The sequence below is a fragment of the Arthrobacter sp. Y3224055 genome, assembly GCF_059090825.1.
Window position 1 is genome coordinate 224,464 of the sequence record NZ_JBNHGB010000004.1, and the last position, 26,720, is coordinate 251,183.

Consider the following 26,720-nt stretch of genomic DNA (forward strand, 5'->3'; position numbering starts at 1 on the left):
GCCCGTGGTGTCCTAGCTATTCTTGGGGGATGAGTGCTCCAGCACAATCAACCCTCGCGTTTGATGGCCGCTTCGCCCGCGAGCTTGCGGAGCTGGCCGTCCCCTGGCGGGCGCAGGAGGTCCCCGACCCGCGCCTGCTGGTTCTCAACGAGCCGCTGGCCGCCGAATTGGGAATCGAGCCGGACGCCCTGCGCAGCCCCGACGGGCTGCAGCTGTTGACGGGCAACCGGATCCCCGGTGCTGCCACTCCGGTGGCGCAGGCGTACGCCGGACACCAGTTCGGCTGGTACTCGCCCCGGCTCGGCGACGGGCGGGCGCTCCTGCTGGGCGAGCTGACCGATGCGGGCGGCCGGCTGCGCGACGTCCACCTCAAGGGTTCTGGGCCCACGCCGTTCGCGCGGGGCGGTGACGGCCAGGCCGCGGTGGGCCCGATGCTCCGCGAATACGTGGTCAGCGAGGCCATGCATGCCCTGGGCATTCCCACCACGCGCTCCCTCGCCGTCGTGGCCACGGGGCTCCCGGTTTACCGTGACACCGAGTTGCCGGGAGCCGTTCTGGTGCGGGTGGCCGACAGCCATCTGCGCGTGGGAAGTTTCCAGTACGCCCGGGCCACGGGCGACGTCGACCTCCTGCGCCGGCTCGCCGACCATGCCATTGCCCGCCACCACCCGGCGGCCGCCGAGGACGAGCACCCCTATCTGGCGCTGTTCCACGCCGTGATCGGCGCCCAGGCCGCGCTGGTGGCGCAATGGATGCTCGTGGGATTCGTGCACGGGGTCATGAACACCGACAACATGACGATCTCCGGTGAAACCATCGACTACGGGCCCTGCGCCTTCATGGACGCCTTCGATCCGGCCTCCGTCTACAGTTCCATCGACGAGGGCGGACGTTACGCATACGCCAACCAGCCGCTTGCCGCCGAATGGAACCTCGCCCGGCTAGCGGACGCACTCCTGCCGCTCCTTCACGACGATCAAGAGCAGGCGGCCGCCCTCGCGTCGGAAGCCCTGGGCGCCTTCAGGAGCGAGTACAGCGCCGTCTGGCTGGCCGGCGCGAAGAGCAAGATCGGCCTGGGCGACGGGGTCGATGCCGCGGCGGCCTCCCCGCTCGTGAACGACCTCCTGGCCCTGCTCCAGGCGGGCAAGGTAGACCACACGGCGTTCTTCCGCAGCCTCGGCGCGGCCGCCCGGGGCCAAACCGACGCGGCGCGGCGCCTGTTTCCGGACCCCGCAGGGTTCGACGACTGGCTGGGACGATGGCGTCCGCTCCGGCCGGACGCGGGTTTGATGGACCGGGTCAACCCCGTCTACATTCCCCGCAACCACCTGGTCGAGGAGGCCCTCGACGCCGCAACGCACGGAGACCTGGACCCGTTGACCCGCCTCCTGAACGCGGTGACCCGCCCCTACGACGAGCGCCCCGGTCTGGAGCGTTACGCAGCCGCTGCGCCGGAAGACTTTGGCGCGTACCGGACTTTCTGCGGGACGTGAGCGCCGGCAAGACGCCGGCGGGACGGGTGCCGATGCCCGGCAACGCGGCGCCGATGGCCGCGCCCGGCACCTGATTGTCGAAGGATATCGGCCACCGGTTTTTGCCGTCCTTGCGGGGCGAATCCGCCCTTTGGGCCGGTTTGGCGGGCGGCCGCCGAATGTAACCGCGGGGCCGGCTCTGTAATATGGGCGCAGGCTACAGCGACCGCGACGGAAGGGTGATTCTTTGTTGAGAGCTATCAGCTACAACCTGCGGAAACACAGTGCGAGCGCGGAACTCGAGGACCTGACCGACCGCTACGACGTCGACGTGATGTGCCTGCAGGAAGCGGACACGGAGAAACTTCCGCACACGCTGGGACACCTGCGGTTGGCCAATTCGACCAAGGGAAACAGGCTGGGACTGGCCGTCTATTACGACGAGGACCGGTTCTCCGCCCTTGATACCAACACTTTCGAACTCAAGAAGTCGCTGCACGATTACGTGCTGGCGCCGGCCCACGAGCGGCTGCTCGGAGTCAAAATGGTGGACAACGAGAGTAAACACGAAATCGTCGTCGGCGACTTTCACGCCGCTCCGCTGACGGCCACCAACTCCCTGCGCCGGCATCAGATCAAGGCCGGCCACGAAGCGCTGCTGGGCATGGGCGGCACCGGCGAGCAGATGACACTGATGGTGGGGGACTTCAACTACCCCTTCTTCACCAAAAACCTGATCGCGCACCTGAAGGAAACGGGCTACGAGCTCACCCTGAGCAACCGCCGCACCTACACGCGCTACAAGCTGTTCCGTGGCCACTTCGACTTCGCCACGTCCCTGGGCCTGGACATTCAAAGCGTGGAAACCCTGCCGCGCGGCCAGTCCGACCACCTGCCGATCCTGGTGACGGCGGAATACGTGGACGAGAACCGCGAGGCCCGCGCCAGCTGACGGGTTCGCCGTATTCCGCCAACTGGCAATCGGCTGAAGGTCTGCCTGACGAGAACCAGCGGAAATGTATGCGCCGAATGGCTGCCGCGGCGGCGGAGGCCCGCCCGCCCGTTGTCGTGGCCTTGGAATTGGAGGCGACCAGTGTTGCCAAAATCAGCAACGCCCCCGCTGTTTGACCGGGGGCGAGTTCCTGATGAAGGACCAGCCATCCGGTGGCGGTGGCGACGACGGGACTCAACAGTCCCAGTAGCGACACGCTGAACGCCGGCAGCAGCTGCAGCCCGCGGAACCACAACGCGTAGGCCACAGCAGTTCCGATCACCGACAGGTAGATGTAGCCACCGAAATTCGAACCGGTCAGCTGCGGCAGCGGGCCCTCCATGAGGAGGGCCAGCGGTGCCAGCAGCAAACCACCGGCCGTCAACTGCCAGCACGTAACGGCCAGAGCCGTATCCGGCTGCCCCCACTTCTTAGCCAGCACCAGGCCGGCGCCCATGGACAAGGTGCCGCCCAAGGCGGCCGCGACCCCGACCGCGTCGAGTCCGGCGTGTGATTGCAGCACTATCAGCGCGACGCCAAACAAGCCGACGGCCGCTGCAATGACCTTGGGGCCGGTCAGCCGCTCGCCGATCCAACGCGAGGCCAGGACAGCCACCAGCAAAGGCTGCACGGCGCCAATGGTCGCCGCCACTCCGCCGGGCAGCCGATGGGCGGCAACAAACAGCAGGGCGAAGAAAACGCCGATGTTCAGTGCGCCGAGCAGTGGGGCCTTCCACCACCAAGGGCCCTGCGGGAGCCGCCGCACAATCAACAGCAGGAGGAGCCCTGCAGGTAGCGCCCGCAGCGCCGCTGCCAGGAGCGGCTTGTCTGCAGGCAGCAGTTCGGTGGTGACCGCGTAGGTCGTTCCCCAGATCAACGGGGCGAAGGCAGTGGCTGTGAGGAGGAGCCATCGATTGCTAAGCACTTAGCCAATATAGCTAAGCTCTTAGCGAATCGTCTATGCTGGATGCGTGGAAGACCCGGTAGCGAAAATTTTGGGGCAGTGGGCTGCGGAACGGCCCGACCTGGACGTTTCGCCCATGGCAGTGATTGGACGGATCACCCGCGCGTCGCGGAAGGTGGACGCCGTGCTGGCGGCAACGTTCGCCCGCCACGATCTCGATTCGGCCAGCTTTGACGTCTTGGCGACACTGCTGCGCTCAGGGAAGCCTTACACGCTCAGTCCACGCGAGCTGACCCAGGCCGCCATGGTGACCTCCGCCGCCATCGCCCAGCGCTTAAACCGGCTGGAAGAGCGGCGGCTGGTCACAAGGACCAAAGACATCACGGACGGCAGGGGCAAGCAGGTTACCCTCACGCCAGCAGGGCGGGACCTGGTCAGCAAGGCTCTGCCCGACCATGTGAACACCGAACGCGCCCTGCTTGCCGGATTGACTCGGACGGAACGCGACCAGCTCGCGCGCCTGCTGGCCAAGGTGGAGCAAGCCGCCGAAGCGCGCTGCTAGCCGAACCGGTACGAAGTCGGCTCCTACAACGAGCACGACCGGAACGGCTCCGCGGTCCTCGAACCCGGCGGCGGTCCACTTCCTGCTGAAACCGCCCGGCCCACCGGCGGCCCGGGGTAGTGGTGGCCCCGGCCGTCTGGCAATGTTGGGGGTAGAGCCCGTCTGGAGAATTCCAGCCGTCGAGCACAAAGGAGATGACGCCATGAAGGATTCGGTTCTGGGGCACGATCCCGTCCTTGACCGCACCAACCATGTCGACGGCGGTGCTGCCGCGAGGGCAGACGGGGGTGCTGCCAGGGCAGACGGGGGTGCCGCCGCGGCAGACGGCGGGAACACCGCCGTCGAGCCCCTCGCCGAACCCCAGGCGCCGGACATCAGCTTTGACGAGCAGTTCTACCCGGCCCGTCCCCGCTCGCTGCGCCCCACGGCCCGCCGCCGCCAGTTCGTCCCCGGCCAACCGCCGTTCGAGCCGGACGCGCGCAACAAGGTCTATGTGGAGTGGCTGCGCAACCAGTCCATGCTGGGCGACGCGAAGGTTTTGGGGCGCCAGCTCTCCGGGCAGGCCAGCATGTGGCAGAACCCGTTCGCGTACCCGAATCCGCGGGCGGCGGTGGAGCGGGCCTCGGTCTGGTTCACGGCCTACCCGCTGTCGCTGATCACCAGGCCCGGACAGACGTTCTTGGCGGCGCTGGGCGATGCCGCGCTCTGGGAGGCCTTCCAACAGATCGGCATCAAGGCCATCCACATCGGGCCGGTGAAGCTGGCCGGCGGCCTGACCGGCTGGAACCATACCCCCAGCGTGGACGGGCACTTCGACCGCATCAGCATGGCGATCGACCCGCTGTTCGGCACCGAGGACGAGTTCCGGAGCATGTGCGGGGTGGCCGCCGAACACGGCGGCACGATCGTGGACGATATTGTGCCCGGCCACACGGGCAAGGGAGCAGACTTCCGGCTGGCGGAGATGAACTTCCGCGACTATCCGGGCATCTACCACATGATCGACATCCCGGAGTCCGACTGGGACCTGCTGCCGGATGTCCCCGAGGGCGAGGACTCGGTCAATATCGACGTCGCGACCGAGCGCCGGCTCCAGCAGGCCGGCTACATCATCGGCGAGCTCCAGCGGGTCATTTTCTACGAACCCGGCGTCAAGGAAACCAACTGGAGCGCCACCCCGCCGGTCCTGGACACCGAGGGCAAGGCCCACCGCTGGGTCTATCTGCACTACTTCAAGGCCGGCCAGCCGTCCATCAACTGGCTGGACCCCACCTTCTCCGGCATGCGCCTGGTGATGGGCGATGCCCTGCATTCGCTGGTGGACCTGGGGACCGGGGCGCTCCGGCTGGACGCCAACGGCTTCCTGGGCGTGGAGAAGAGTGCCGAGGAAACGCCGGGCTGGTCCGAGGGGCATCCGCTCTCGGCGGCGGCCAACCAGATCATCGGCAGCATGGTCCGCAAGGTCGGCGGCTTCACCTTCCAGGAGCTGAACCTGTCCATCGACGACATCAAGGAGACCTCCGCCACGGGGCCGGATTTGTCCTACGACTTCGTGACGCGCCCGGCGTACCACCACGCCCTGGTCACCGCGGACACCGAGTTTCTCCGGCTGACGCTGCGCCTGGCCATGGACATCGGCGTGGACCAGGCGTCGCTGGTGCACGCGCTGCAGAACCACGACGAGCTCACCTACGAACTGGTGCACTTCACCACCAAGCACAAGGACGACGTCTATGAGCTCGACGGCGAGGAGCTCACCGGCGCGGAGCTGGCCCACAAGGTGCAGCAGACCCTGCGGGACGGGATCACCGGCGAAGCCGCCCCCTACAACCTGGTCTTCACCGCCAACGGAATCGCCTGTACCACGGCCAGCGTGATCACCGCGGTGCTGGGCATCACCGACCTGGATTCGATCACCGAAGAGCAGTCGGCCGAGATCTGCCGCGTGCACCTGCTGCTGGCCATGTACAACGCGCTGCAGCCGGGGGTCTTCGCGCTCTCCGGCTGGGACCTGTGCGGGATGTTGCCGCTGGAGCGCAGCCGGGTGGCCCGGCTGATGTCGCGGGGGGACACGCGCTGGATCAACCGCAGCGCGCATGACCTGATGGGTTTCGACCCGACAGCCGAGACGTCAACCTCCGGCATGCCCATGGGCAAGGCCCTGTACGGCACGCTGCCCGAGCAGCTCGAGGACGAAGCGTCGTTCGCCCGGCAGTTGGCCCGCATCCTGGCGGTCCGGGAAGAGCACGGCATCGCCAAGAGCGCCCTGATAGATGTTCCCGACGTCTCCCATCGCGGCATGCTGGTGATGGTCCACCAACTGGTCTCGGGCGGGCAAGAGGTCACGGTCCTGAACTTCTCCGGGCAGGAAATCGCCGGTACCGTCCGCTCCGAAGCCTTGGAGCTGGGCTCCGAAGTGACCGACGCGTTCAGTGGCGAAACCATCGGCACAGTGGACGACCTGCACAGCTTCTATCTCCACCTCGGACCGTACGCGGGCACCGCCTTGCTGATCGCGCCGCCGGTTGCCGAGGCCGACGACGACGCTCCCCAGGCGGGTGCCTGATCCGCTAGATCTCCCAGTCGCCGAGCCCCTCGGCGCCGTCGCCAAAGAAACCACCGAAGCCTGCGTTGTCTGCAAAGCCCTCACCGGCGGAGGCGACGGTGTCGCCGAATCCTTCTGCGGCGCCGGCCAGTCCTTCCCCGATGCCGGAGAATCCTTCCAGCAGGGGACCGGCGATGGCCGAGCCGACGAAGCCGGCGGCCACACCGGCCAGCAGGCCGGCGCCCAGACCTCCCGCGGCGCCGGCGGCTCCGGCGGCAAGGCGGCCGCCGCCCCGGCCCGTTCCGCTCCGGCCGAGGATCCGTTCCATGAAGCCCGGCTGCGCCAGTTCGGCGCGGGTGGCGGTCCTGGCCAGCGTCTCGGGCCGGTCGGAGGCGGCCCGCTCTGCGGCGGGGAGCTGGCTGTTGAGCTCGTCCCGGAGCATCGCGCGCTGCTGCGGGGTCAACCGGTTGAAGGCTTCGGCGTGGGCCCGCTCCATGTCCTGGGGCGGTGCAGTCTGCAGCATGTACTTGTATTTCGCGATGGCCGCCTGGTCGGCGTCCCGGCCGGCGGGTTGCCCGGGCCTGCCGTCGCGAGGCTGCGGCCGGGACGGATACCTTTGACCGCCGTCGCCACCGCCTCGGTTGTACCCGCCGTCGTAGCCGCGGTCCTGCCCATAACCACGGTCTTGCCCGTAACCGCGGTCGTAATTACGGTCCTGGCCGTAGCCGCGGTTGTAACCGCCGTCGTAGTTAGGGTCCTGGCCGTATTCGCGGTTTTGGCCGCGCCCGTAGCCTGCATCCTGGCCGTAGCCGGGTCCCCGGCCGGAGTCCTGGGGCCGCGGCGGGCGCTGCTGTCCGGTGCGTTGGGCCAATTGCTCCTTGGCGTACTGGATGGCCTTTTGCTTGCCCTTTTGGACCAGCTTGTCGAACATTCCCATGTTTCCGCTCCTTGCCTGCCCGGTGGAAGCCGGTGCACGGGGTCATCTCTCCCCGTTAAGAACTGTTGGCGACGGCAAAGGGTTCCGGCGGTCTCCCTAGCCCGCGACGCGTTCGACCGCTTTAAGGTGTTCGGGCCGCACCGGGGCGGTCTGGGCCAGGTACTCCGGGTGCTTCTCGACGTAGGCCTTAATGTAGGGGCATACGGTCACCACGGACACCCCGGCAGCGGCGGTGTCATCCAGCGCGTAGCGGGCCAGGCGTCCGGCCAGTCCCTGCCCGGCATACTCTTCGTCAACGGTGGTGTGGAAGAAGACACGCTCGGGGCCCGACGGCCCCTCGAACGGCAACCAGTGGGCCTTGCCGATCACCTTGCCGCCGTCCACCAGTTCGTAGCGGCGCCGTCCGGCATTGCTGCGGACGGCGATGGGGGCGTCGGCTTCCATGGGTCCTCCTGATGATGGGTCGGTCCGGCAGTGCTCAGCCGCGGGGTCGCAGCTGGACGGTCGGCAGTGTCGGGGCGGGCAGCGGTGCGGGCGTCCCGTCGGGGAAGGGGCCGAACCGGGGATACGGGGCGCCGTCCGGATAGGTGCCGTTTTCGGGTTCCGGCGCGGTGTCGACGTCGATCTCGGCCTGCCAGGCGGCGCGGTACGCCACGATCTCCTCATGGCTCCGGCCCACGAAGTTCCACCACATGATGATCTGCTCGCCCAGCGGCTGGCCGCCGATGAGCAGCAGCCGGGCCGGGGCGTCCCCGGCCTCGAGGACGAGGCGCTTTCGCCCGGGGGCGAGGTAAACCAAGTGGTCCACCGGGACGTCGTTTCCGTCCAGCCGGAGGTCGCCGGTATCCAGCAGGACTCCGTGTTCGAACCCGGCGTCCAGGGCGAGTTCCAGCCGGGACCCCGCACGCAGCGTGGCCTCGGCACCGAGCAGCGGAGGGGTGTAGGTGTTGACGGGAGACGTGGAGCCGGCCAGCGAACCGAAGAAGACGCGCAACTCCGTCCCGTCGCCGACGACGGGTTCCGGTGCGTAATGTTCGAACGTCGGCGGCATGTTGCGGGTCGAGTCCGGAAGGGCGAACCAGAGCTGCGCGCCGTGCAGGACGGTGGTGTCCGGCGTCGAAAATTCCTGGTGGGAGATGCCCCGGCCGGCGATCATGAGGTTCACTTCCCCCGGGCGCACGATGGCTTCAAACCCGGCCGAATCCCGGTGCGCGATCTTGCCGGAGAACAGCCAGCTGACCGTGGCCAGGCCGGTGTGCGGGTGGCGGGGAACCTGCATGCCGCCGGTACCGGACACCAGGTCGGGCCCGTAATGATCCAGGAAGCACCAGGAACCGATCAGGCTGCGCCGTTTCTGCGGCAGGGTGCGGCGGACGTTCATGGCCCGGATGCCGCCCAGCGGGACGTCACGCGGCGCCAGGACCTCCGCGTCGGCGGAGTCTGCTTCCAGTGAACAGACAACTTCCCTCGGTGCCGCCTCCAGGTTGCTCATGGCCCCAGTTTAGACGGGCGATTGTAGCGTGTCGCCAGATGCAGCGTTGCACCTGCACCGCCGTGCATCGGGGAGGATGGGGGGATGGAAGAACTCGGCGAACTGCTGCGCAGCCTGGATTACTGGTGGATCTACCCTGCCGGTGCGCTCTCCGTGACCGTTTCCGCGCTGGTTCCTCCGGTGCCGAGCACCACGCTGTTCGTCGCGCTGGGGTCGCTCTCGGTGCACTCGGACCACCTCGACCCTTACGTACTGGCGGCCGCCATGCTGGCCGGTGCGGTAGCGGGTGACGCCGGCACGTTCTTTCTGGTGCGCCGCTTCAACCTCGCCGAGCGGAAGGTGTTCTCCGGGCGACACTGGCAGTCAGGCTTCCGCAAGGCCCGCACCGGGCTGGGGCGCAAGGGGCTGCCGCTGGTGCTGACGTCCCGGTTTGTTCCCATGGGGCGGGTGACGCTTAATGTGGCCGCCGCGATGATTCCCCAGCCCGGCCGCCGGTTCCTGGCCCACTCCGCCCTGGCCGGTGTGCTGTGGTCCGCCTACTCGGTGGGCATTGGCACCGCGTCGGGCGTGTGGCCGCAGCTGTCCACCGAGTTCGCGGTGCTGCTCGCCATCGCAGCGTCCTTGGTGCTCGGGTCGCTGATCAACCACACGTTGAAGTGGTGGGAAAACCGGCAACGGATGGAGTCCAGCGGGAATCGGGGCCGCTAGGCGGTCGCCGGCACCGGCAGGAAGTGCGGGTGCCGGCGACTGCATCAGGCCCGCTCTTCCACGCCGCACCAGTTGGCGATGAACAGAGCGATGCTCTTGGTGATTCGACGGACCGATTCGATGGATACCCGCTCGTCGAAGCCATGGATCGCTTCGGAGACTGGGCCGTAAACAAGCGCGGGCGTGTCGGCATAGAGCGCGAAGACACGCCCGTCCAGGTAGCCGGGAGTGGTGAAACTGCCAAGCTCCTGACCGAAGACCTGCTCGTGCGTGCTCTCCAGCAGGGACTCGGCTTCGCTGCCGGGCTCCAGCACGTAGCCTTCGGAGAAGAATCCGGTTTTGGTGGCGACGGCCTTGATCGGCTCGGGGCCGGCCCCCAGCCGGGCGAGGCATTCCTGCAGTTCGTGCCAGGCCTGCTCGGCCGGGATCCCGGGGTAAATGGCCGCCCGCACATCGAATTCACACCAGGCGGGCACGCTGGAGGGCCAGTCGCCGCCGATGATCTGCCCGAAGTTGAAGTTGATGGGGTGTTCCAGGTCCTCGAAGTAGCGGTGCCGGCCCCGCTCCGCGTTCCACTTCTCCTCGACCTCGCGCAGGGCGGTGATGGCGGTATAGGCGGCGTCGATGGCGTTGAAGCCGGTGCCCATCTCGCGCGGATGGGTCGGGTTGCCGGTGACACGCACCTTGAACCAGAGCACCCCGACGTTGGCCCGGACCAGCATGTCCTCTTCGGGCTCGGGAATGATGACCGCGTCCGCCCGGTACCCGCGCATCAGCGCGGACAGGGAACCGTTGCCCGTGCATTCCTCTTCGACGACGGACTGGAAGTGGATGCGGCCGGCGGGTTCGAGGCCGGCCGCCTTGACGGCGTCGAACGCGAAGAGGTTGGCGGCCAGCCCGGCCTTCATGTCGCCGGCTCCGCGGCCGTACATCCAGCCGTCGATGATGGGAGCATCCCAGGGGGAGCGCGACCATGCCTCTTCCGGCCCTTCCGGCACCACGTCGACGTGTCCGTTCAGGATAAGCGAGCGGCCGGTTTCGGCGGCAGGCCGGTACGTGCCGACAACATTGTCGACGTCGTCGTAGGAGACGGTGACGGGGCCGAAGCCCGGATGCGTGGCGAGCTCGTCGGGATCCAGCTGCCAGCGGTCCATTTCCAGGCCGCGGGCGGCCATCGCCGTGTGCAGCAGGTCCTGCGCGCTGCCTTCCGCGGTCCGGAGCGACGGGTGCTTCACCAGCTCCTGGGTGAAGGCCAGCTGCGCGTCGAACGCGGCGTCGACGGCATCGAGAATACGTTGGGACTGTTCGTCATTGATCATCCGAATGCTCCTTGATATGGCGCGGGGGAGCCGCCCGGCTGGACGGCTCCCCGCGAGGTGGTGAGACGCTGGCTTCCGGAGGCGGTGTCCACCGGAGGCCGGAGCCCGCCCCGGGGTGGGGCGGGCGTGGGGACTTAGCTGTCGGCCACGATCTGCTTGTCCTTGACCCGCAGCCGTTCGCCGAGGAACCCGCCGAGGGCCGTGAGCAGCGCGATGATGGCAAGGATCATGGCCGCGCCCCAGGACTGGTTGCCGGAGACGCCGAGCATGGCGGTGGCGATCATGGGCATGAAGCCGCTGGTCGCGCCGGCGATGTTGTAGCCCAGGGCCACGCCGGAGTAACGCAGTTTCGCCGGGAACAGTTCGGTCAGCAGCGCGCCGTTGACCGCGTACGCCACGGCGATCAGCATGATGCCGAACGTGATGGCCAAGGTGATCAGCAGCGGGGACTTGGTGTCGATCATGGCGAACAACGGGAAGGCCAGGACGGCGGTGAGGATGCCGCCCCACATGGTGACCTTGCCCGGGCCGATCTTTTCCGCGAGCCGGCCCATCAGGATGGTGACGATGATCTGGGCGACGGCGGCGATCAGGGTGGCGTTGACCATCACGTTGCGGTCCACACCCAGGGTGTTGACGCCGTAGCTGACCACGAAGGTGGTGATCATGTAGAAGCCGCCCACGCCCAGCAGGGCGGCGAGCACGGCAACCACCAGGCGGCCGCCGGCGTTGCGGAAGACGTCGAAGGCCGGGACCTTGGAGGTCTCTTCCTGGGCCAGCAGATCCTTGAAGATCGGCGACTCCTCCACCTTGAGCCGGATCCACAGGGCGATCAGGAGCATCGGGAAGGCCAGCAGGAAGGGAATGCGCCAGCCCCAGGCGTCAAAGAAGTCGGACGGGAAGAGCAGCACGAGGGTGAACGCCGTGGAGGCCAGCAGGGTCGCCACCGGCGAGCCGACCTGGACCAGGGCGGCGTACCGGCCGCGCTTCTCGGCCGGGGCGTGCTCGACGGCCATCGTGACCGCGCCACCCCATTCGCCGCCCACGGCCAGTCCCTGGACGAGCCGCAGGACGGCGAGCAGGATCGGGGCCGCCAGGCCGATGCTGCCGAAGTCGGGCAGCAGGCCGATCAGGCCGGTGGCGACGCCGATCATGACGATGGTGGTCAGCAGGGCGGGCCGGCGGCCGTACTTGTCGCCGATGTAGCCGAACAGCATAGCGCCGATCGGACGGGCTGCGAAGCCGACGCCGAAGGTGGCGAACGAAGCCAGCAACGCGGCCGTGGGATCCAGTTCCGTAAAGAACAGGCGGTTGAACACCAACGCGGCGGCCGTGCCGAAGAGGTAGTAGTCGTACCACTCGAGCGCCGTTCCGACGAAGGCGGCCCGGGCGATCTTGCCTGCGTCCTTGCCGGAGACTTTCGGCGGAGCGCCGGGGGTGTTGAGAGATTGCGGCGTCGTCACGTGTTGCCTTTCAAGCTGTGCGGGGCCGGCATCGTTGGAGGAGGCAGCGGCAGCCCGTAATTCCTATGGCCCTGAACGGAGGACATCCCGAGGTAGAGCTGTGAAGTACCTCTCGACTGTAAGGTAGTGCCATTCCCCTGAACAATGACAATACTCACCGGCTTGACAGAGCTTACTTGTGCCTTTTCACAACTTGTGCCCATTTTTGTAGTCCGCGAGCGCCACGAGTGCGAGCGCTGCCTGCGCCGGAACCGTCATGTCCAGCCCGATGACTTCCTCCAGCGAATGCAGCCGGTTGACCACCGTGTTTCGGTGGCAGTACAGTTCCTCCGCGGTTTCCTTGATCGAACCGGTACGGCCGTAACTTTGCGCCACCTGCAGCAACCGCTGGCGCTCATGCGGCGTGCAGTGGTCCAGTGCCGTGGTGACGGGGAGCGAGAATCCGGGGAGCGCCTTCTCCAGGAGGTCCCGGGCGATGGACATCCAGGTGCCCGCGATGGTGGCCAGCCCCGTATCGGCACCGTGCTTGGCGGCCAAAACCAAAGCCGCCGCTGCCGCCTGCGGAATCGCGGCCAGGCCCTCCACGCCGGGCATATAGCCGGCCGGAAATTCGGGCGGATCGTCCTGCCAGGTCCGTCCGGCTCGGCTTACCCGGAAAAGGTAGAGGGCGCCGGCGCGTTCGTAGGAGAAGGTGTGACGGTCGGCCGCCGGCTGGTCCGGCAACTTCGTCGCGGCCTCCTTGGTGACCGCAATCAGTTCAAACACGTCCGAGCTTTCTACTTCCAAGCCGGCGGCGATGTCGGAGACCTCGCCGGTGTTTTGGGTGTCGGTGTTAAAGAGCCGCGAAAGCAGCCGTTGCCGGTGCAGCTGCTTGTCGCGGGCAAGCAGGGCTTCCTCTTCCGAAAACGCCTGCTGGATGCTGCTGACGTATCTCTCCACAGTGTCCAAGACCCGGTCCATGTTGGCAACGAGCACGTCGGTGCCGTGCCCCCGTGCAACGCGTTCAAGGCCTTTCCACAGGACCCGGAAGTCGTTGCGTACCGCGCTCAGGAAGGCCTCCAGCGGAACCCCCTGGCGTGCCCGGCGGGAAGCCACATCCCTCGGCAGGGACCGAAGATCGGGCGGCAACTCGAGGCCGGCCATCTGGAACAGGAACATCTCCATCGTGTCCACCGCTGTCCGGCGGACATCCTCGTCCGGAACCAGTGCCCCCTCATAGGAGATGGCCGCAAAGCGCTCCAGGAAGTCGCTGACCAGTAAATCGCGTTCCTGCCACAGGCGCCGGATAAGTTCGGTCCACTGAGGTTCGGCCGACGGGTCGGGATTGAAGTCCCGGTGCCGGCTGGCGTCGTGGGGGAAGGGCTCTACGCGCGGCTCGCTCATGCATCCATCTTATGCATTTGCCTAATCCTTTCGCTGGAGATGGCGTCTTTTGTCCATTGAGCGTGACATTGCTCCAGTGTTGAAATGGAGGGGGCGCCGGGCACGGCTAGCTGCGCCATCTACCGCTCCGGGCACGCCGCAGCGAAAGCACGAAGAGGACTCATGCTCGTCGATCTCCTGATCCGCAACGCCCGCATACTGACCCAGGACCCCGGACATCCGGTGGCAGAAAACCTGCTGATCCACGACGGGAAGGTGCTGGCACTCGACGTCGACCCGCAGGCCGCGCCCCGGGCCCGGAGGGTCGTCGACGCCGCCGGTGCGGTCATCGTCCCCGGCTTCAATGACGTGCACGCCCACAGCGTCTGGTTCGGGCTCGGCCTGATGGAAGCGAATTTGGGGACCGTCGCCAGCCTCGATGAGGCCTATGCGGTGATAGCCGACGCCGCGTCCACGCTGGCGGAGGACGAATGGGTGGTGGCCTCGGGGTACAGCCCGCTGCTGCACGGCGGAGCCCAGCCTGACCGCGACCGGCTCGATGCTGCCGCCGGCGGCCGCCCGGTATGGATCAAGCACTCCTCCGGCCACGCCTGCAATGTCAACGGTGTCGCACTCGATCTCATCGCCGCACGCGGCGCCGACCTTGCCGCGCCGATCGATGGCGGCGTCGTTGTCACGGATGCCCAGGGCCGGCCCACCGGGCTGCTGGAAGAGAACGCCATGCGGTTGGTGCAGGACATCATGCTGCCCTACCCGCTGGCGACCATCGAACGCGCGCTGGACCTCGCGACCACCCACTATCTGACCGAGGGCATCACCAGCGTCACCGACGCAGGCATCGCCGGCGGCTGGATCGGCTACTCACCGCGCGAGTTCGGCGCCTACCAAAGTGCACGGGACAAGGGGCTGCTGAGCGTCCGGATGCAACCCATGCTGGTTCTGGATGCCTTGCACGAGGTTCCAGGGCACGACGCAGACCCGGTCTCGCGGGGCCTCGACGCCGGCATCCGCACCGGTCTGGGGGACGACTGGCTCCGGCTGGGACCGGTGAAAATCTTCAGCGACGGATCGCTGCTGGGCAGCACCGCCTACGTCACCGAAGAGTACGTCGGCTGCCCCCACAACCACGGCTACCTGCAAATGGACGCCGAAGTGCTGCGCGCATCGTCCCTCGAGGCGTACCGCGCCGGTTGGTCCATCGCGATGCACGCGATCGGGGACCACGCCATCGACCACGCGATCGACATCATCACCGAAGCCCAGGAAATCTACGGCCGCAGGCCGCTGCCCAACAGGATTGAGCACGGCGGCGTGATCCGGCCGGAGCAGTTGGACCGCATCGCCGCGGCCGGCATCGTCCTGGTGCCGCAGCCGCATTTCATCACCGAGTTCGGCGACGGCATGGCGCGGCTGCTCGGTCCGGAGCGGACGGCCACGTCCTACCCGGCCAACAGCCTGCTGCGGCGCGGCGCCACGTTGCCGGGCAGCTCGGACCGACCGGTGTCCAACGGCCGTCCGCTCGACGTGATCCAATCGTTCGTGCAGCGGCTGACCCCGTCCGGCGAGGTATACGGCCCCGACGAGCGGATCACCGCGGCCGAGGCGCTGGCCGCCTACACCGTCGGTTCCGCCGCGGCGACGGGAGCGGGGGACACCAAGGGCCGGTTGGTACCGGGCATGCTGGCCGACCTGGTCTTTCTGGACCAAGACCCCACTGCCGTCGAGCCGTCGCGCATCGGCGCCACGCAGGTGCTGGCCACCATGGTGGGCGGCGACATTCGCTTCGGCGCGGAGAAATTTCCGGCACTGGACTTCGCTGATGCGGCGACGGCGTCGACGGGGGAGGAAGCACGATGAGCACGACCGGCCAGGGATTTCTCAACGACTTCGGTGCCATGTCCGGGTTCGGCGCGACCGCCGGCGGCGGCGTGGACCGGCAGGCCGGTACGCCGGAGGACCATGCCACCCGCCGGTGGTTCGGCGAGTGGCTGGCGCGGCACGGCTTCACGGAAACGGTAGACGCCGCCGGAAACCAGTTCGGGACCCTTGAACTTGTTCCCGGTGCTCCCTATGTCTTGCTCGGCTCGCACCTGGACTCCCAGCCGTTGGCCGGGCGGTACGACGGCGCCTACGGCGTGTTGGCCGGGGCCCACGCCGCGGCCCGCGTGGCGGCCGAAGCTGCCGCGGGCGGGATCGACCCGGTCTACAACGTGGCCGTGGTCAACTGGTTCAACGAGGAAGGCAGCCGCTTCACGCCCAGCATGATGGGCAGTTCGGTTTTCACGGGGAAGCTGCCCCTGGAAGAGGCGCTGGCCACCGCGGATCCGGCCGGGACGACGGTTGCCGCGGCCTTGGCCGCCGGCCACCGCACCGCCGACGACGGCGCCCCCCGGCTCGCCGACGTGGCCCGTTACGCCGAGATCCATATTGAACAGGGCCGGAGCCTCGAGGAAACCGGCACGCAGGTCGGAATCGTGGACCGCACGTGGGCGGCGAGCAAGTACCGCGTCACGGTGGACGGGGAGCAGTCGCATACCGGCTCCACCCGGATGGAGGACCGCAGGGATGCCCTCTACGGAGCCGCCCTGGTCATCTCCGCCGCCCGCGACCTCGCCGCGGAGTTCGCCCCCGGCCAGCTGCACACCTCGGTCTCCGAGATGTACGTGTTGCCCAACTCGCCGGTGACCATTGCGCGCCAGGCCGTCATGAACCTGGACCTGCGGTCGCCGGATGAGGACGTCCTGGCCCGCGCCATGGAATTGCTGGACAAAAGGATCGCCGAGGCGGAGGCCGTGTCCCGGACGACGGTCGGTTTGGAGCTGACCCACCGGTGGGGACTGGTGTCCTACCAGCCCGCGGGCGTGGCGCTCGGCATCGCCAGCGCGGAGCGGCTCGGGTTCAGCCACACGGATATCATGACCGTGGCCGGCCACGACTCGACGAACCTGAAGGACGTTGTGCCGACGGTCATGCTCTTCGTTCCCAGCGTCGAAGGGATCTCCCACAACGAGGCCGAATTCACCCGGGACGACGACGCTGTGCGCGGCGTGGAACTGCTGACCGAGGTCGCGCGGCGGCTGGTCGCCGGGGAGCTCGCGGCCGGCTAGGAGCCGGTAAGCAGCCGGACGGCGGCTTCAGGCGCTGTCCTCGGAGGCATGGCGGCAGAGGACCCATACGTTGTCCTCGCCGTGGCGCTCGAAGGTGACGGTGCTGACCAAGGCATGGATCAGGTTGAGTCCGCGCCCTGACTCCGACCCGTCGTCGACGTCGTGCTCTTGCGGGTTCGAGATGCCGGGGCTGGAAGGTGCTGCGCCGATTTCGGAAATGCGTGCTTCCAACCGGCGGGACCAGATGGTGATCTCAACACCGAGCTGGAGGGGAGTTTCGGAAGCAGGGACGGCGTGCTGGACCACATTGGTGGCGGCCTCGATCACGGCAGTCGAGAAGGCCATCCGGTCCAAGTCCGGAACGAAGTCGGCTTTCGTCCACAGCGCCTCGAAGTCCTCGTGCAGGGCCTCGACGGTTTCGGCCGTGGCCAGCCCCTGGCGTGTCGTTCGGGCGAGGACCTCAGTCATCGGAAAACGCCGCGTCGACGCTCTGGTAAGGAGTCAGCACGCGGTGCATGCTGGTCAGCTCAAGCACCATCCTCACCTGCGGCTGCACGTTCGCGATGCGGAGGTCGCCCCCGGCTTGCCGGGCGATCTTCAGGCAGCCGATGAGCGCCCCGAGGCCGGAGGAGTCCATGAACTCCGTACCCGCCATATTCACCACCACATGGTGGTTTCCTTTAGCCACGACGGCCGCGACAACTTCCCGGAGGCGGGGTGCTGCGACCATGTTGAGCCGGCCGCTCCCGATGACTTCGGCATAGGCGGGCGTGGTCTCAACGGTGAACTGCATCCACGTTCCTTTCGTCGGGCTTGAACCCTTTGTACCTGACGGCCTTGACCAGCACGCCCAGAATCAGCAAATCAAACATAACCCAGGCCACGTTCACCAGCGTGCCCACGGGTTCGTTCAGTCCGGCCGCCAGTCTTGCCGCGCCCGTCAGGAGGGCAGCAACCAGCAAAGCCATGGTGACCAGCTGGGGTGTGATCAGGTTCCAGCTGCTCCCCCCGGATTGGCGGGCTTTCGGAGTGACGGCAAAGCCGAGGGGCCGTCCCAGCCACACGTTGCGGGCCGCCGTCGTGCAGGCCTTGATCCAGGTGGGGAAGAGGGCGAGGCTGTACTGCTGCCCGCGCCAGGTGCTGACGCCCTTGCCCACCACGGCGAACAGCAGTTGGTTGACCACCATGAACGGGATGAACCGGATGAAGAAGTCCGTGCTCAGGCTGTTGACGGGGAGGATGCCCAGAGTGAGGTAGACGATTGGCGCGGCGAAGTAGATCACCGCGGCAAAGCCACTGAGGTAACTCCACATCGTGGAGAAGTACATCAACCGTTGGCCGAGCCTCAGCCCGCGTTGCGCCAGCGGGTTCTCGCGCAGCATGACCTGGACGGTGCCCTGGGCCCAGCGCAGCCGCTGGGTCAGCATGGTTTTGAGGTCCTCCGGGGCCAGGCCGTGGGCGAGTACCTCGTGGTGGTAGACGCTGTGCCACCCCATCGAATGCAACCGCATCGAGGTCGCCATGTCCTCTGTCACGGAGATGGTGGCCAACGGCATCACCGGCTGGGCCTCGTCGGGGCGTTCTATCGAGACGGCGTCCAGCACCGCCTGCACTGATCCCAGCGCCCCCAGCGGGGACCAATCCCGCCGGGACATCCGCTCGAGCGCGCCGTCCAATTCGTCCGGCTCGGGCACACCGGCCGTGCCCCCGAGTTCCATGGCGGCGATCTCGGCCAGGTCCGCTTCCACGGCCGCGAAGTTCTCGGCAACCAAGGACCGCACGGCGTCGTCGACCTTCTTCCGGAGGTCATAAGTGATTTCGCTGAGCGACCCGCCGCTTCGGAGGCTGGCGCGGGCCGTGTCGGTGGCGGCCTCCACGTCGTCGAGCAGCATTGCCACGAGTGGATCTGCCGCCTCCGGGGACCTTCGGGCCTTGCGGATGGCACTTCGCGCCCCTGCGAGCGCGCGGTGAACCCCGCGGTCGACTTCGGTGACATAGCCGGCCAGGCCCAGTTGCATCAACGCTTCGCGCCGGAGCAGGGCATTGGAACCGCAGAAGAAGGCTGCGTTCCAGCCGTCCTTGCCTTGCTGAATGGGCCCGTAGAACAGCGGGGCCTGGCTGCCCAGCGGATCGTTGGCCGGAACGTTGCTGAAGTACTGGGGGGTCTGGACGAGGGCGACCCTGCGCTGGTTGAAATACCCCAGCGTCTTGTCCAGAATGTCGGGCCGGGGGACCTGGTCGGCGTCGAGGATCAAGAGGAATTCCCCGTGGGTCATCATCAGCGCGTTGTTCAGGTTGCCCGCTTTGGCGTGCCGCGGCTTGTCCGCCCAGTCACCGGTGCGGGTCAGGTAGCCCAGCCCGTGGCGGGCGGCCAGTTCGCCCAGCTCCGGCCTGGCGCCATCGTCCAAAATCCAGGTGCTGTGGGGGTAACGGATGTCCCGCGCCGCCAGCGCGGTAGCCATGACGAGGTCCAGCGGCTCGTCGTAGGTGGTGATGAAAACGTCGACGGTGGCGTCCGCAGGCGGTGGCGGCGCTTTGCGCTCCCGGAACCGCCAGACCGTTAAACCAAAGAGTCCGACGTCGATCAGGCTGTAGGTCTCGGCCAGCACCAAGGGGACGGCTATCCACCACGCCGACCAGTTGAGCGAGTCGAGCCATCGCCACGCGAGGTAGTTGGTTCCGAGGATGACCGTCAGAACCACCAGCAGCCGGATGGCAAAACGTTTCACGAGCGGACCGGGCTGTCTGCCGGGCATCGGCGCAGCATCACGGCGGTGATGTCGTCCGCCACCGCGGCGCCGGCCAGGTCCAACACGGCATCGCAGACGTCCCGGACATCGTCGCCGGAGCTGGCAACGGCGGCCACCGCGTCCATGGCTGCGTCCACCGAGTCGAAGGCATCGAGAAGCCCGTCGCTGAGTACAAGGAGCGATTCGCCGGGCTCCAGCAGCAGACGGCTTGCGGCCCACGTGCTGCCCGGGACGGCACCGACGGGCGGGCCACCCGAGGGCAGGCGGCGCAGGCCGCCGTCGTAGAGGTGCAGCCCAAGCCCGTGCCCCGCGTCCACGTAGTCGACCGTAGAGTTCCCGGCGTCCAGCCTGGCATGAAAGATCGTGACGAAGGAGTCGGACTGGGCCAGGTCGCTCTCGAGCGACTGGCTCGCCGCCTGGAAGGCCGGGACGATGTCCGCGTGTCCGTGGGAGGCGCGCAACACCGCGCGAACCGTCGCGGCGATAAGGGCAGCGCCCATGCCCTTGCCCATGGCATCGGCGACCGTCAGTTGCAGCCCGTTTTCCGTGGCGCACCAGTCGAAAAAGTCCCCGCCCACGCTTCGGCTGGGCCGGCAACGGCCGCCGATCTCATAGCCTTGAAGTCTCAGGGGCTCGGCCGGCAGAAGGCTGCGCTGAACCTCGGCTGCGCGTTTCTGGTCTTCGCTAGGAATCGCCTCAACGGGTTGGGATCGCGGGCGGCGGAAAAGCGCTCCGATTCTTGCCTGGAGCTCCCGGGGGCTGAACGGCTTGCTGATGTAATCGTCGGCGCCCGTGTTCAACCCGCTGAGCCGGTCCAGCTCCTCAGCGCGCGCGGTAATCATCAGTATGTAGGCGTCGGAAAAGGTCCTGACCTGCCGGCAGACTTCAATGCCGTCCAGATCGGGCAGGTTCAAATCCAACGTAATGAGGTCGGCGCCGCCGTTGCGGACCAGCTCGAGGCCGTCCCGCCCATTTTCTGCCTCCGCCACCGTGAAGCCTTGGTCGGAGACGATTTGGGCCAGCAACCGGCGGATGTCCGCGTTGTCCTCGACTATGACGGCACGGCGGTTGCTGGGGGCAGCTGGCATGCTTTCATTAAGGCGGTTATCTTCCCGTTTGTCACATCCGTCACTGCAGAATCCGCCCGTGACGACGATATTGGAGTTCGCCGCCATGGAAAAAATCCTCGACCTGCTGACCCTGCATCGGGTGAAGTTCCACGACCTCTCACTGCGCGGGCGGGTAGTGATGAGCCAGTTGCCGCTGTCCATCACCATGCTGTTCCTGGGGGTGGGCACGTGGCTTTTTTCTCCCCCGCTCCTGGTGAATCCGCTCTTTGAACTCAGCATGGTGCTCAACGCGGTACTGCTGGCGGCGTGTTTCCTCGTTCCGTGGGAGAAGCTGCCGTACCCGTCGTTCCTGATCATCCCGCTGCTGGATTTCATTCCGATCGGCCTGCTGCGCGAAGGCGCCGGGTCGCTCCTGACAGGGGTAGGGCTGCTGGCCGCTTTCCCGGTGATCTGGCTGGCGGCCTCCGGACAACTGCCGCGGCTGTCCGTCATCGGGGGCGCGCTGGCCGCGCTGGCGATGGTGTGGATTCCGGTGTTCCTCAAGCAGCCTGCCGTCACTTTCGATGCGTTAATCCACCCGCTGCTCATCCCCTTCATGATGCTGGCCATCGGAATCACCGTCCGGGTCATGACCGCGAGCATGATGGAACAGCAGCAGGTGGTCGAGGCCAAGGACGCAAGGCTCCGCGCGCTGCTGGAAGCCAGCGACAAGCGCGAACGGCTCCTGTCAGCCGTCGTCAACGCCGTGAACGTGGGGGTCCTGGCCGTCGATGAGGACGGCAACCCGACTCTGCGCAACCGTCGGCAGGAAGAGCTGCGCCGCCTGGCGCTGCCGCCGGGCGACGAGGACGCGCCGGAATCCAGGCTCGAGCTCTATGCCGACGGAGGCAAATCGCTTATGCCCGTCCAGGATCGGCCCATCCGCCGCGCACTGCGGGGCGAGTCGTTTGCCGAATACCTGGTCTGGTTCGGCCGGCCCCCGCGGCAGCGGGTACTCTCCGCGTCCGCCCAGGCGATGGTCGACGGCAGCGGCCGGCGCGAAGGCTCCGTGCTCGCCTTCAACGACGTCACGGAACTGGTGTCCGCGCTGGAAGCGAAGAGTGATTTCCTGTCCAGCGTGTCCCACGAACTGCGAACTCCGCTGACCTCCATCCAGGGGTATGCCGAGTTGCTGGCGCTGACGCCGGACTTGCCAGAGAACATGGCGGCAGGCCTGGACACCATCCTCCGCAATTCGCACCAGTTGCTCGCCCTGGTCAAGGATTTGCTGGGGACGGCCGCCGGCTTCTCCGAGCTGCAGCCGGTTCCTGCGGATCTCGGGGATATCGTGGCGCAGGCCGTAGCAGCAGCAGAACCCCGGGCCGCCGCCGGCGGCATCACGCTCGCCGTACAGGCGCCGCCTGCCCTGCGGGTGGTCTGCGACCCGGCGCGGGTCCGGCAGGTGTTGGATAACCTGCTGTCCAACGCCATCAAGTACTCCCCGCAGGGCGGTGACGTCACGGTCAGCTGCACCGGCGGCGACGAAGCCGTTCGATGCGAGGTGGCGGACCGGGGCATGGGGATGGGCGCCGAGGAAAGCCGCAACGTCTTCACGCGGTTTTTCCGCAGTCCCGCCGCCCGCCGTAGTTCCATCCCGGGGCTGGGCCTCGGACTTGCCCTGTCCAAGGACATCGTGGAACGGCACGGCGGCAGCATCAGCTGTGAGAGCGAGCCCGGCCGGGGCAGCGTCTTCACGTTCACCCTGCCCGTAGCCGGGCCGCCCCGGGACGATGAATCCGAAGCCGATAAGACCAGCGTCCAGAGCGCCACCGTCGGCGCCCGGCAAGAGCCGTAACCCCGAACGACGGGGGGGCCCGCCTTCTACAGGTGGGCTCCGCCGTCGTTGTGGTTTTGGCGGTTTCAGTCCTTGGGTGTGGATTTGGCGGGGTCGACGAAGGGCTTTTGGACGACCTGGCCGTCGCGGACTCCTTCGGGCGTGTGGATGGACAGCGTGGTGCCTTCGCCGCTGAGGTCGATCGGCACCATGGCCAGGCCGATGTTCCGGTCCAGCCGCGGGGAGTGGCAGGCGCTGGTGACCTCCCCGATGGGGGAGCCGTCGCCGACCGAGACCGGGAACGGCTCGATCATGGAGCCGTCGTTGTAGCTGCCCAGCGGCTCGCCGCCGATCTCGACGCCGACCATCAGCCGGTCGATGCCCTTCTCCCGGATGCGGCCGAGCGCTTCCTTGCCCACGAAGTCCGCTTCCTGGTCCAGATCCACCATCCAGTTGTAGTCGTAACCAACCTCCAAGGGGTTGGTGCCGAGGGTGATGTCGCACCCGTAGGCCAGCATGCCCGCCTCGATCCGGCGGATGTGGCAGGGGCCGATAACCCGCAGGTCGTGCGCCTGCCCGGCTTCCCAAACCGTGTCCCAGAGGCGCCCGGCGTTTGCGGTGGCGTTGTAGAGGTAGATCTCGTAGCCGACTTCGCCGGTGTAGCCGGTCCGGCTGACCACCACGTCCATGCCGTTGAGGGTGTGGTGCTGCATGTAGTAGTACGGCATGTCCAGGATCTGCGGGCCGAACAGGTCGGACATCAGCCCCTTGGCCTTCGGGCCTTGGACCTGGACGGGTGCCACGTCCACCTCTTCCACGGTGACGTCCCAGCCGCCGGCGTGCGCCAGGCCCATGGCCCACAGGTGCACGTCGCTGTCCGCCAGCGAGAGCCAGAACTTGTTCTCCTCCACGCGCAGCAGGATGGGGTCGTTGATGATGCCCCCGTCGGCGGCGGTGATGAAAGCGTACTTGCACTGGCCCACCTCGCACTTGGTCAGGTCCCGCGGGGTGAGCATGTTGGTGAAGTCGAAGGCCTGCGGGCCGCTGATCTGCAGCTGCCGCTCCACGCCGACGTCCCACAGGGTGACGTCGTTCAGCAGCGACCAGTACTCGCTGACCGGATCGCCGTAATGGCGCGGGTGGTAGGTGTGGTTGTACACGCTGTAGGCCGCGACGCCGTGCTCTCGCGACTTCCAGAAGTAAGGGGACTTGCGCAGCCGCGTGTAAAGGGTGACGGCCGGGTTGGGGTTAACGCGGGACGAATCGGTGCCGTTGAACTGGGCGGAGCCAGAATCGAGAATCTCCGACATAGGGGCTTTCTCCTTCGAGGTTCTGGCGCCAGCCGGACCTGAGGAGTTGCGCATGATGCGCAACTTTGCGCCATGTGAGACTGCCATGGTGGCAGTCGCTCCGCCGGGGAGTCAAGGGGCAGCGCCATCCGGTTGCGCGGCGCCGCGGCGTCCCATCTGCCGCGCGGGCCCACGGCCGCGAGGGGTCCCACCGTTTGGTATTCCCACGGACATCAGGCGCACGCGTGAGATAATTGAGGCAGCCAAGCTCGCGGGTTTGGGCGGGTCCATCCGCATGGATCCGAGCCGGTCCGCGTGCTCACAATATCGAAGCTCCGGTCTGCTGGCCGCGGTTTCGATCCGTGGGACGACCGTCTGGCGCGAGGGCCCCGGGGCGCTCCGTCCACTGATGTCGAGTGTGGCGCTCGTGCGAATCAGAGGACTCTCAAATGCTGTTTGCTGAAGGTCAAACCCTTGTTCACCCACACCACGGTCCGGCCGTGGTCCGAGGCATCAAAACCCGGCCCCTGCGGCAGGACGCGGAATGCCGCTACGTCATGCTGGAAGTCAAGAACTCGAACCTGACGGTCGGTGTCCCGCTGGAGCGTGCCGAGCAGGTCGGCCTGCGGCCGGTCTTCGATGAGGGACAGCTGGAGGCACTGTTCGACGTGCTGCGCGCCGCCTCGCGGGAGGAGGATCCGCAGTGGTCCCGGCGCTTCAAGGACAACCAGGAACGGCTCCGCACCGGCGACATCTTCGTGATCGCGGGACTGGTCCGCGACCTCGCCCGGCGGCTGCACGCCAACGGCAACATGTCCCACGCCGAGAAGGACATGCTGCAGTACGCCAAGAAACCGCTCGTCACGGAAATTGCGCTGTCCAAGGGCATTGATCTGCAGGAAGCCGAAGAGGTCCTCGAGTCCGTGGCGACCGGTTCGGGGCCGGAGGTGGAGCACCTGGCCAGCGCCTGAACGACGACGACGCGCGCAGTGCGACCGCGGGCTCGACGTCGGGGGGCGGAGCGACGGCGACGACGTGCCCATTGCCGCCGCGCGCCGCCGAAGGGTCAGGCGCGGACCAGTCGGGATGTCGCGGCCAGGTCATGGATGGCGTGGTCGTACGCGATGGTGAGCGCGCCGCCGTCGTGCTGGAACTCGTGGTTGGCGCCGTCAAGCACGCCATACGCCCCGTAGTTTTCCTCCCACGAGCGGTTCAGTGCGAACTTGAAGTTATACCGGCCGGCGGGCAGCTCGGCGTCCAGCTTCCACAAGCCGTCCGTGGCGTCGAAGCGCATCTGCACCGCCCCGTCGGCCGGGTCCCAATCCTGGTCGGCGCCGAGCAGCACGCCGAAGTCGCCCACCACGGCGACTCCAGCAGGTTGGTCGGCGGGCAGGGCGGGCTCCGCCGCCGGCGGCGACGGTTCCGGCAGCGGGGTGCCCGCCGCGAGGGCTGCGGCCAGTTCGGCGCCATCGGAAAAGGCGGTGACCGCCCGCAGCCCGTCCTCGGTGATGGCCCACCCGCCGCGGTCCTTCGACATCCAGCCGGCTTTCACCAGCCGCGCGGTCGCCGTCGTCAGGTTTTTGAAGCCGCGGGGCACACCGCCGCTCAGCAACTCCTTCTCGTGCGCGGTCGGCGGTACGCGCCGCAAGGCCTCGCTGATGACGTCCCTGGCGTCAGGCCGAGTGCCGGTTGCGGCTGCCGCCGCCAGAATCTCGAGGACAGGTTTGAGACGCAGATGGGTTTTAAGCATGGCCGTGGCTCCTTCGCGGGGCTGCCGGAACTGGTGACGCTCCCAGTCTGTTACCCGGCCGTGCCGAGCACCACTATTTGGCGTTGTGTGTCGGCTCCCCTAGACCTTGATGACCACCTTGCCCCGCACCTCGCCGGCCTCCAGACGGCGGAGTGCTTCCGGCATCTGCTCCAGCGGATAAGTGTGGTCGAGCACTGGCTTCAGCTGCCCCGAGACGATCAGCTCACTCAGCCGTCCGAGGTCCGAAGCCGCCTGTCGGGCCATGAACATGACAACACGCTGCCGGTTGAAGAGGGACAGGATCATTCCGCCCAGCGGCCTGAACAGGCCGCCCGTCCAGCGGTCGCCATGCTCGCCGCCGACGATAACCGCCGTGCCGTCCGCTGCAATGGATCGGCGCACGCGCGACAGGGACGGGTTCCCGGCGATGTCCACGATCACGTCATACTTGTGTCCTGCTGCCGCAAAGTCTTCGCGGGCGTAGTCGATGACGGTCCCGGCACCGAGGCTCCGCACCAGCTCCGCCTTGGCTGCGCTGCAGACGCCGGTGACCGTGGCGCCCAGGGCCGTGGCTATCTGCACGGCGTAGGTGCCGACGCCGCCGGAGGCCCCCGTGATGAGTACGCGGTGCCCGGCCTGTACGCGGCCGGCGTCCCGCAGCGCCTGCAGCGCTGTCACGCCGGAGACCGGAAGGGCCGCTGCCTGCTCGAAAGTCAGGTCTGCCGGCTTTCGGGCCAGCAGCGACTCCGCTGCCACCGCAAATTCCGCGAAGGAACCCTTGCCGAAACCGAAGACTTCGTCTCCGATCGAAAATTTCGTGACGGCACTGCCTACCGCCGCTACCGTTCCCGCGACGTCAAGCCCGGGGACCGGGTTCTTCGGGGACTTCCACCCGGAGACGGCGCGGACCGGGTACGGCAGGCCGGTGGCCATGTGCCATGTCCCGCGGTCCAGGCCTGCGGCGCGGACCTTGATGAGGACCTGGCTTTCGCCGACCTCCGGTACTGCGATCTCTTCGGGGTGCAGGGCATCGGTGATCCCGTACCGGGTCTGCACTATGGCGCGCATCGTGGGTCTTATGGGGTCCGGGGAGCCGCTGCCGGGAACCGGCTGCGTGTTCGCGGCCGAAGGGGTGGATTCTGTTGGTTCCATGGGACTTCCTTCT

22 protein-coding genes and 1 pseudogene are annotated in these 26,720 nt (G+C 67.4%); 9 read left to right on the plus strand and 14 right to left on the minus strand.

Annotation, left to right across the window (positions count from 1 at the left end; all coding sequences use genetic code 11):
• Window positions 1-29 precede the first annotated feature (29 nt).
• Together AC5RTY_RS11560 and AC5RTY_RS11565 are read left to right on the plus strand one after the other, a co-directional pair.
• Entirely contained in the window at window positions 30-1,493 is a 1,464-nt protein-coding gene (locus AC5RTY_RS11560; protein ID WP_494139570.1) for a protein adenylyltransferase SelO, read from the plus strand.
• Between the two features lie 229 nt (window positions 1,494-1,722).
• A complete protein-coding gene (locus tag AC5RTY_RS11565) occupies window positions 1,723-2,424 on the plus strand; it encodes an endonuclease/exonuclease/phosphatase family protein (protein WP_494013757.1) in 702 nt (233 codons plus the stop codon).
• 148 nt (window positions 2,425-2,572) lie between these two features.
• On the opposite strand, the pseudogene AC5RTY_RS11570 reads toward AC5RTY_RS11565, so the two are convergent.
• Window positions 2,573-3,388: pseudogene (locus AC5RTY_RS11570) on the minus strand (EamA family transporter); the annotation flags it as partial.
• Between the two features lie 46 nt (window positions 3,389-3,434).
• On the opposite strand from AC5RTY_RS11570, the gene AC5RTY_RS11575 reads away from it, so the two are divergent.
• On the plus strand, window positions 3,435-3,929 hold the full coding sequence (locus AC5RTY_RS11575) for a MarR family winged helix-turn-helix transcriptional regulator (RefSeq protein WP_494013132.1): 495 nt from the start codon (window positions 3,435-3,437) through the stop codon (window positions 3,927-3,929).
• A 202-nt stretch (window positions 3,930-4,131) separates the two neighbouring features.
• Complete coding sequence (gene treS / locus AC5RTY_RS11580) at window positions 4,132-6,495, plus strand: maltose alpha-D-glucosyltransferase (protein ID WP_494013131.1); 2,364 nt, start codon at window positions 4,132-4,134, stop codon at window positions 6,493-6,495.
• 4 nt (window positions 6,496-6,499) lie between these two features.
• Here the strand turns inward: treS and AC5RTY_RS11585 are convergent, their stop codons facing one another.
• From AC5RTY_RS11585 to AC5RTY_RS11595, 3 genes are all read right to left on the minus strand, one after another.
• Window positions 6,500-7,411 (minus strand): hypothetical protein, encoded by a 912-nt coding sequence (locus AC5RTY_RS11585; RefSeq protein ID WP_494013130.1) that lies wholly within the window; start codon window positions 7,409-7,411, stop codon window positions 6,500-6,502.
• A gap of 96 nt (window positions 7,412-7,507) precedes the next feature.
• Window positions 7,508-7,855, minus strand: a complete 348-nt coding sequence (locus tag AC5RTY_RS11590) for a GNAT family N-acetyltransferase (protein WP_494013129.1) — start codon at window positions 7,853-7,855, stop codon at window positions 7,508-7,510.
• Window positions 7,856-7,889: 34 nt separating this feature from the next.
• On the minus strand, window positions 7,890-8,903 hold the full coding sequence (locus AC5RTY_RS11595; protein ID WP_494013128.1) for a pirin family protein: 1,014 nt from the start codon (window positions 8,901-8,903) through the stop codon (window positions 7,890-7,892).
• A gap of 84 nt (window positions 8,904-8,987) precedes the next feature.
• Between AC5RTY_RS11595 and AC5RTY_RS11600 the strand changes: the two genes are divergently transcribed.
• Window positions 8,988-9,611, plus strand: a complete 624-nt coding sequence (locus AC5RTY_RS11600) for a DedA family protein (RefSeq protein WP_494013127.1) — start codon at window positions 8,988-8,990, stop codon at window positions 9,609-9,611.
• Window positions 9,612-9,655: 44 nt separating this feature from the next.
• Here the strand turns inward: AC5RTY_RS11600 and AC5RTY_RS11605 are convergent, their stop codons facing one another.
• From AC5RTY_RS11605 to AC5RTY_RS11615, 3 genes are all read right to left on the minus strand, one after another.
• Entirely contained in the window at window positions 9,656-10,930 is a 1,275-nt protein-coding gene (locus AC5RTY_RS11605; protein ID WP_494013126.1) for an ArgE/DapE family deacylase, read from the minus strand.
• A 134-nt stretch (window positions 10,931-11,064) separates the two neighbouring features.
• Window positions 11,065-12,393: an MFS transporter gene (locus AC5RTY_RS11610; protein WP_494002204.1), complete on the minus strand. Its 1,329-nt coding sequence runs from the start codon at window positions 12,391-12,393 to the stop codon at window positions 11,065-11,067.
• Window positions 12,394-12,579: 186 nt separating this feature from the next.
• Entirely contained in the window at window positions 12,580-13,776 is a 1,197-nt protein-coding gene (locus AC5RTY_RS11615) for a helix-turn-helix domain-containing protein (RefSeq protein WP_494110372.1), read from the minus strand.
• A 162-nt stretch (window positions 13,777-13,938) separates the two neighbouring features.
• Here AC5RTY_RS11615 and AC5RTY_RS11620 point away from each other — a divergent pair, with 162 nt between their 5' ends.
• Window positions 13,939-15,633: an amidohydrolase gene (locus AC5RTY_RS11620; RefSeq protein ID WP_494139571.1), complete on the plus strand. Its 1,695-nt coding sequence runs from the start codon at window positions 13,939-13,941 to the stop codon at window positions 15,631-15,633.
• A complete protein-coding gene (locus AC5RTY_RS11625; RefSeq protein ID WP_494139572.1) occupies window positions 15,630-16,883 on the plus strand; it encodes a M20 family metallo-hydrolase in 1,254 nt (417 codons plus the stop codon). The genes AC5RTY_RS11620 and AC5RTY_RS11625 overlap by 4 nt, the downstream gene beginning before the upstream one ends.
• A gap of 27 nt (window positions 16,884-16,910) precedes the next feature.
• On the opposite strand, the gene AC5RTY_RS11630 is transcribed toward AC5RTY_RS11625, so the two are convergent.
• Genes AC5RTY_RS11630 through AC5RTY_RS11645 form a run of 4 tightly spaced genes read right to left on the minus strand, consistent with a single transcriptional unit; the run spans window position 16,911 to window position 20,721 of the window.
• Window positions 16,911-17,351 carry an ATP-binding protein gene (locus AC5RTY_RS11630; protein WP_494139573.1) on the minus strand — a complete coding sequence of 147 codons (441 nt, stop codon included), beginning with the start codon at window positions 17,349-17,351 and terminating at the stop codon, window positions 16,911-16,913.
• Window positions 17,344-17,676, minus strand: coding sequence for an STAS domain-containing protein (locus AC5RTY_RS11635; protein WP_494002209.1), 333 nt, complete (start codon window positions 17,674-17,676; stop codon window positions 17,344-17,346). The genes AC5RTY_RS11630 and AC5RTY_RS11635 overlap by 8 nt, the downstream gene beginning before the upstream one ends.
• Window positions 17,660-19,612 (minus strand): glycosyltransferase family 2 protein, encoded by a 1,953-nt coding sequence (locus tag AC5RTY_RS11640; protein ID WP_494139574.1) that lies wholly within the window; start codon window positions 19,610-19,612, stop codon window positions 17,660-17,662. The genes AC5RTY_RS11635 and AC5RTY_RS11640 overlap by 17 nt, the downstream gene beginning before the upstream one ends.
• The gene (locus AC5RTY_RS11645; protein WP_494139575.1) at window positions 19,609-20,721 is read right to left on the minus strand and encodes a response regulator; all 1,113 of its coding nucleotides are present in this window, start codon (window positions 20,719-20,721) and stop codon (window positions 19,609-19,611) included. The genes AC5RTY_RS11640 and AC5RTY_RS11645 overlap by 4 nt, the downstream gene beginning before the upstream one ends.
• Window positions 20,722-20,779: 58 nt before the next feature.
• Between AC5RTY_RS11645 and AC5RTY_RS11650 the strand changes: the two genes are divergently transcribed.
• Window positions 20,780-22,537 carry a sensor histidine kinase gene (locus tag AC5RTY_RS11650; RefSeq protein WP_494139576.1) on the plus strand — a complete coding sequence of 586 codons (1,758 nt, stop codon included), beginning with the start codon at window positions 20,780-20,782 and terminating at the stop codon, window positions 22,535-22,537.
• 65 nt (window positions 22,538-22,602) lie between these two features.
• On the opposite strand, the gene AC5RTY_RS11655 is transcribed toward AC5RTY_RS11650, so the two are convergent.
• Window positions 22,603-23,826, minus strand: a complete 1,224-nt coding sequence (locus AC5RTY_RS11655; RefSeq protein ID WP_494013116.1) for a glycine cleavage T C-terminal barrel domain-containing protein — start codon at window positions 23,824-23,826, stop codon at window positions 22,603-22,605.
• A gap of 428 nt (window positions 23,827-24,254) precedes the next feature.
• On the opposite strand from AC5RTY_RS11655, the gene AC5RTY_RS11660 reads away from it, so the two are divergent.
• The gene (locus tag AC5RTY_RS11660) at window positions 24,255-24,776 is read left to right on the plus strand and encodes a CarD family transcriptional regulator (protein ID WP_494013115.1); all 522 of its coding nucleotides are present in this window, start codon (window positions 24,255-24,257) and stop codon (window positions 24,774-24,776) included.
• 95 nt (window positions 24,777-24,871) lie between these two features.
• On the opposite strand, the gene AC5RTY_RS11665 is transcribed toward AC5RTY_RS11660, so the two are convergent.
• Window positions 24,872-25,555: a pullulanase X25 domain-containing protein gene (locus AC5RTY_RS11665; protein WP_494139577.1), complete on the minus strand. Its 684-nt coding sequence runs from the start codon at window positions 25,553-25,555 to the stop codon at window positions 24,872-24,874.
• A 99-nt stretch (window positions 25,556-25,654) separates the two neighbouring features.
• Window positions 25,655-26,707: an NAD(P)-dependent alcohol dehydrogenase gene (locus AC5RTY_RS11670; protein ID WP_494013113.1), complete on the minus strand. Its 1,053-nt coding sequence runs from the start codon at window positions 26,705-26,707 to the stop codon at window positions 25,655-25,657.
• Between the last annotated feature and the right edge of the window lie 13 nt (window positions 26,708-26,720).

Excerpts from the sequence above, each read along its gene's own strand:
- AC5RTY_RS11630 (WP_494139573.1), bottom strand. The coding sequence starts at position 17,351 with ATGACTGAGGTCCTCGCCCGAACGACACGCCAGGGGCTGGCCACGGCC.
- AC5RTY_RS11655 (WP_494013116.1), bottom strand. The coding sequence starts at position 23,826 with ATGTCGGAGATTCTCGATTCTGGCTCCGCCCAGTTCAACGGCACCGAT.
- AC5RTY_RS11645 (WP_494139575.1), bottom strand. The coding sequence starts at position 20,721 with ATGCCAGCTGCCCCCAGCAACCGCCGTGCCGTCATAGTCGAGGACAAC.
- AC5RTY_RS11635 (WP_494002209.1), bottom strand. The coding sequence starts at position 17,676 with ATGCAGTTCACCGTTGAGACCACGCCCGCCTATGCCGAAGTCATCGGG.
- AC5RTY_RS11670 (WP_494013113.1), bottom strand. The coding sequence starts at position 26,707 with ATGGAACCAACAGAATCCACCCCTTCGGCCGCGAACACGCAGCCGGTT.
- AC5RTY_RS11605 (WP_494013126.1), bottom strand. The coding sequence starts at position 10,930 with ATGATCAATGACGAACAGTCCCAACGTATTCTCGATGCCGTCGACGCC.
- AC5RTY_RS11660 (WP_494013115.1), top strand. The coding sequence starts at position 24,255 with ATGCTGTTTGCTGAAGGTCAAACCCTTGTTCACCCACACCACGGTCCG.
- AC5RTY_RS11665 (WP_494139577.1), bottom strand. The coding sequence starts at position 25,555 with ATGCTTAAAACCCATCTGCGTCTCAAACCTGTCCTCGAGATTCTGGCG.
- AC5RTY_RS11585 (WP_494013130.1), bottom strand. The coding sequence starts at position 7,411 with ATGGGAATGTTCGACAAGCTGGTCCAAAAGGGCAAGCAAAAGGCCATC.
- AC5RTY_RS11595 (WP_494013128.1), bottom strand. The coding sequence starts at position 8,903 with ATGAGCAACCTGGAGGCGGCACCGAGGGAAGTTGTCTGTTCACTGGAA.
- AC5RTY_RS11560 (WP_494139570.1), top strand. The coding sequence starts at position 30 with ATGAGTGCTCCAGCACAATCAACCCTCGCGTTTGATGGCCGCTTCGCC.
- AC5RTY_RS11620 (WP_494139571.1), top strand. The coding sequence starts at position 13,939 with ATGCTCGTCGATCTCCTGATCCGCAACGCCCGCATACTGACCCAGGAC.
- AC5RTY_RS11600 (WP_494013127.1), top strand. The coding sequence starts at position 8,988 with ATGGAAGAACTCGGCGAACTGCTGCGCAGCCTGGATTACTGGTGGATC.
- AC5RTY_RS11625 (WP_494139572.1), top strand. The coding sequence starts at position 15,630 with ATGAGCACGACCGGCCAGGGATTTCTCAACGACTTCGGTGCCATGTCC.
- AC5RTY_RS11590 (WP_494013129.1), bottom strand. The coding sequence starts at position 7,855 with ATGGAAGCCGACGCCCCCATCGCCGTCCGCAGCAATGCCGGACGGCGC.
- AC5RTY_RS11615 (WP_494110372.1), bottom strand. The coding sequence starts at position 13,776 with ATGAGCGAGCCGCGCGTAGAGCCCTTCCCCCACGACGCCAGCCGGCAC.
- treS (WP_494013131.1), top strand. The coding sequence starts at position 4,132 with ATGAAGGATTCGGTTCTGGGGCACGATCCCGTCCTTGACCGCACCAAC.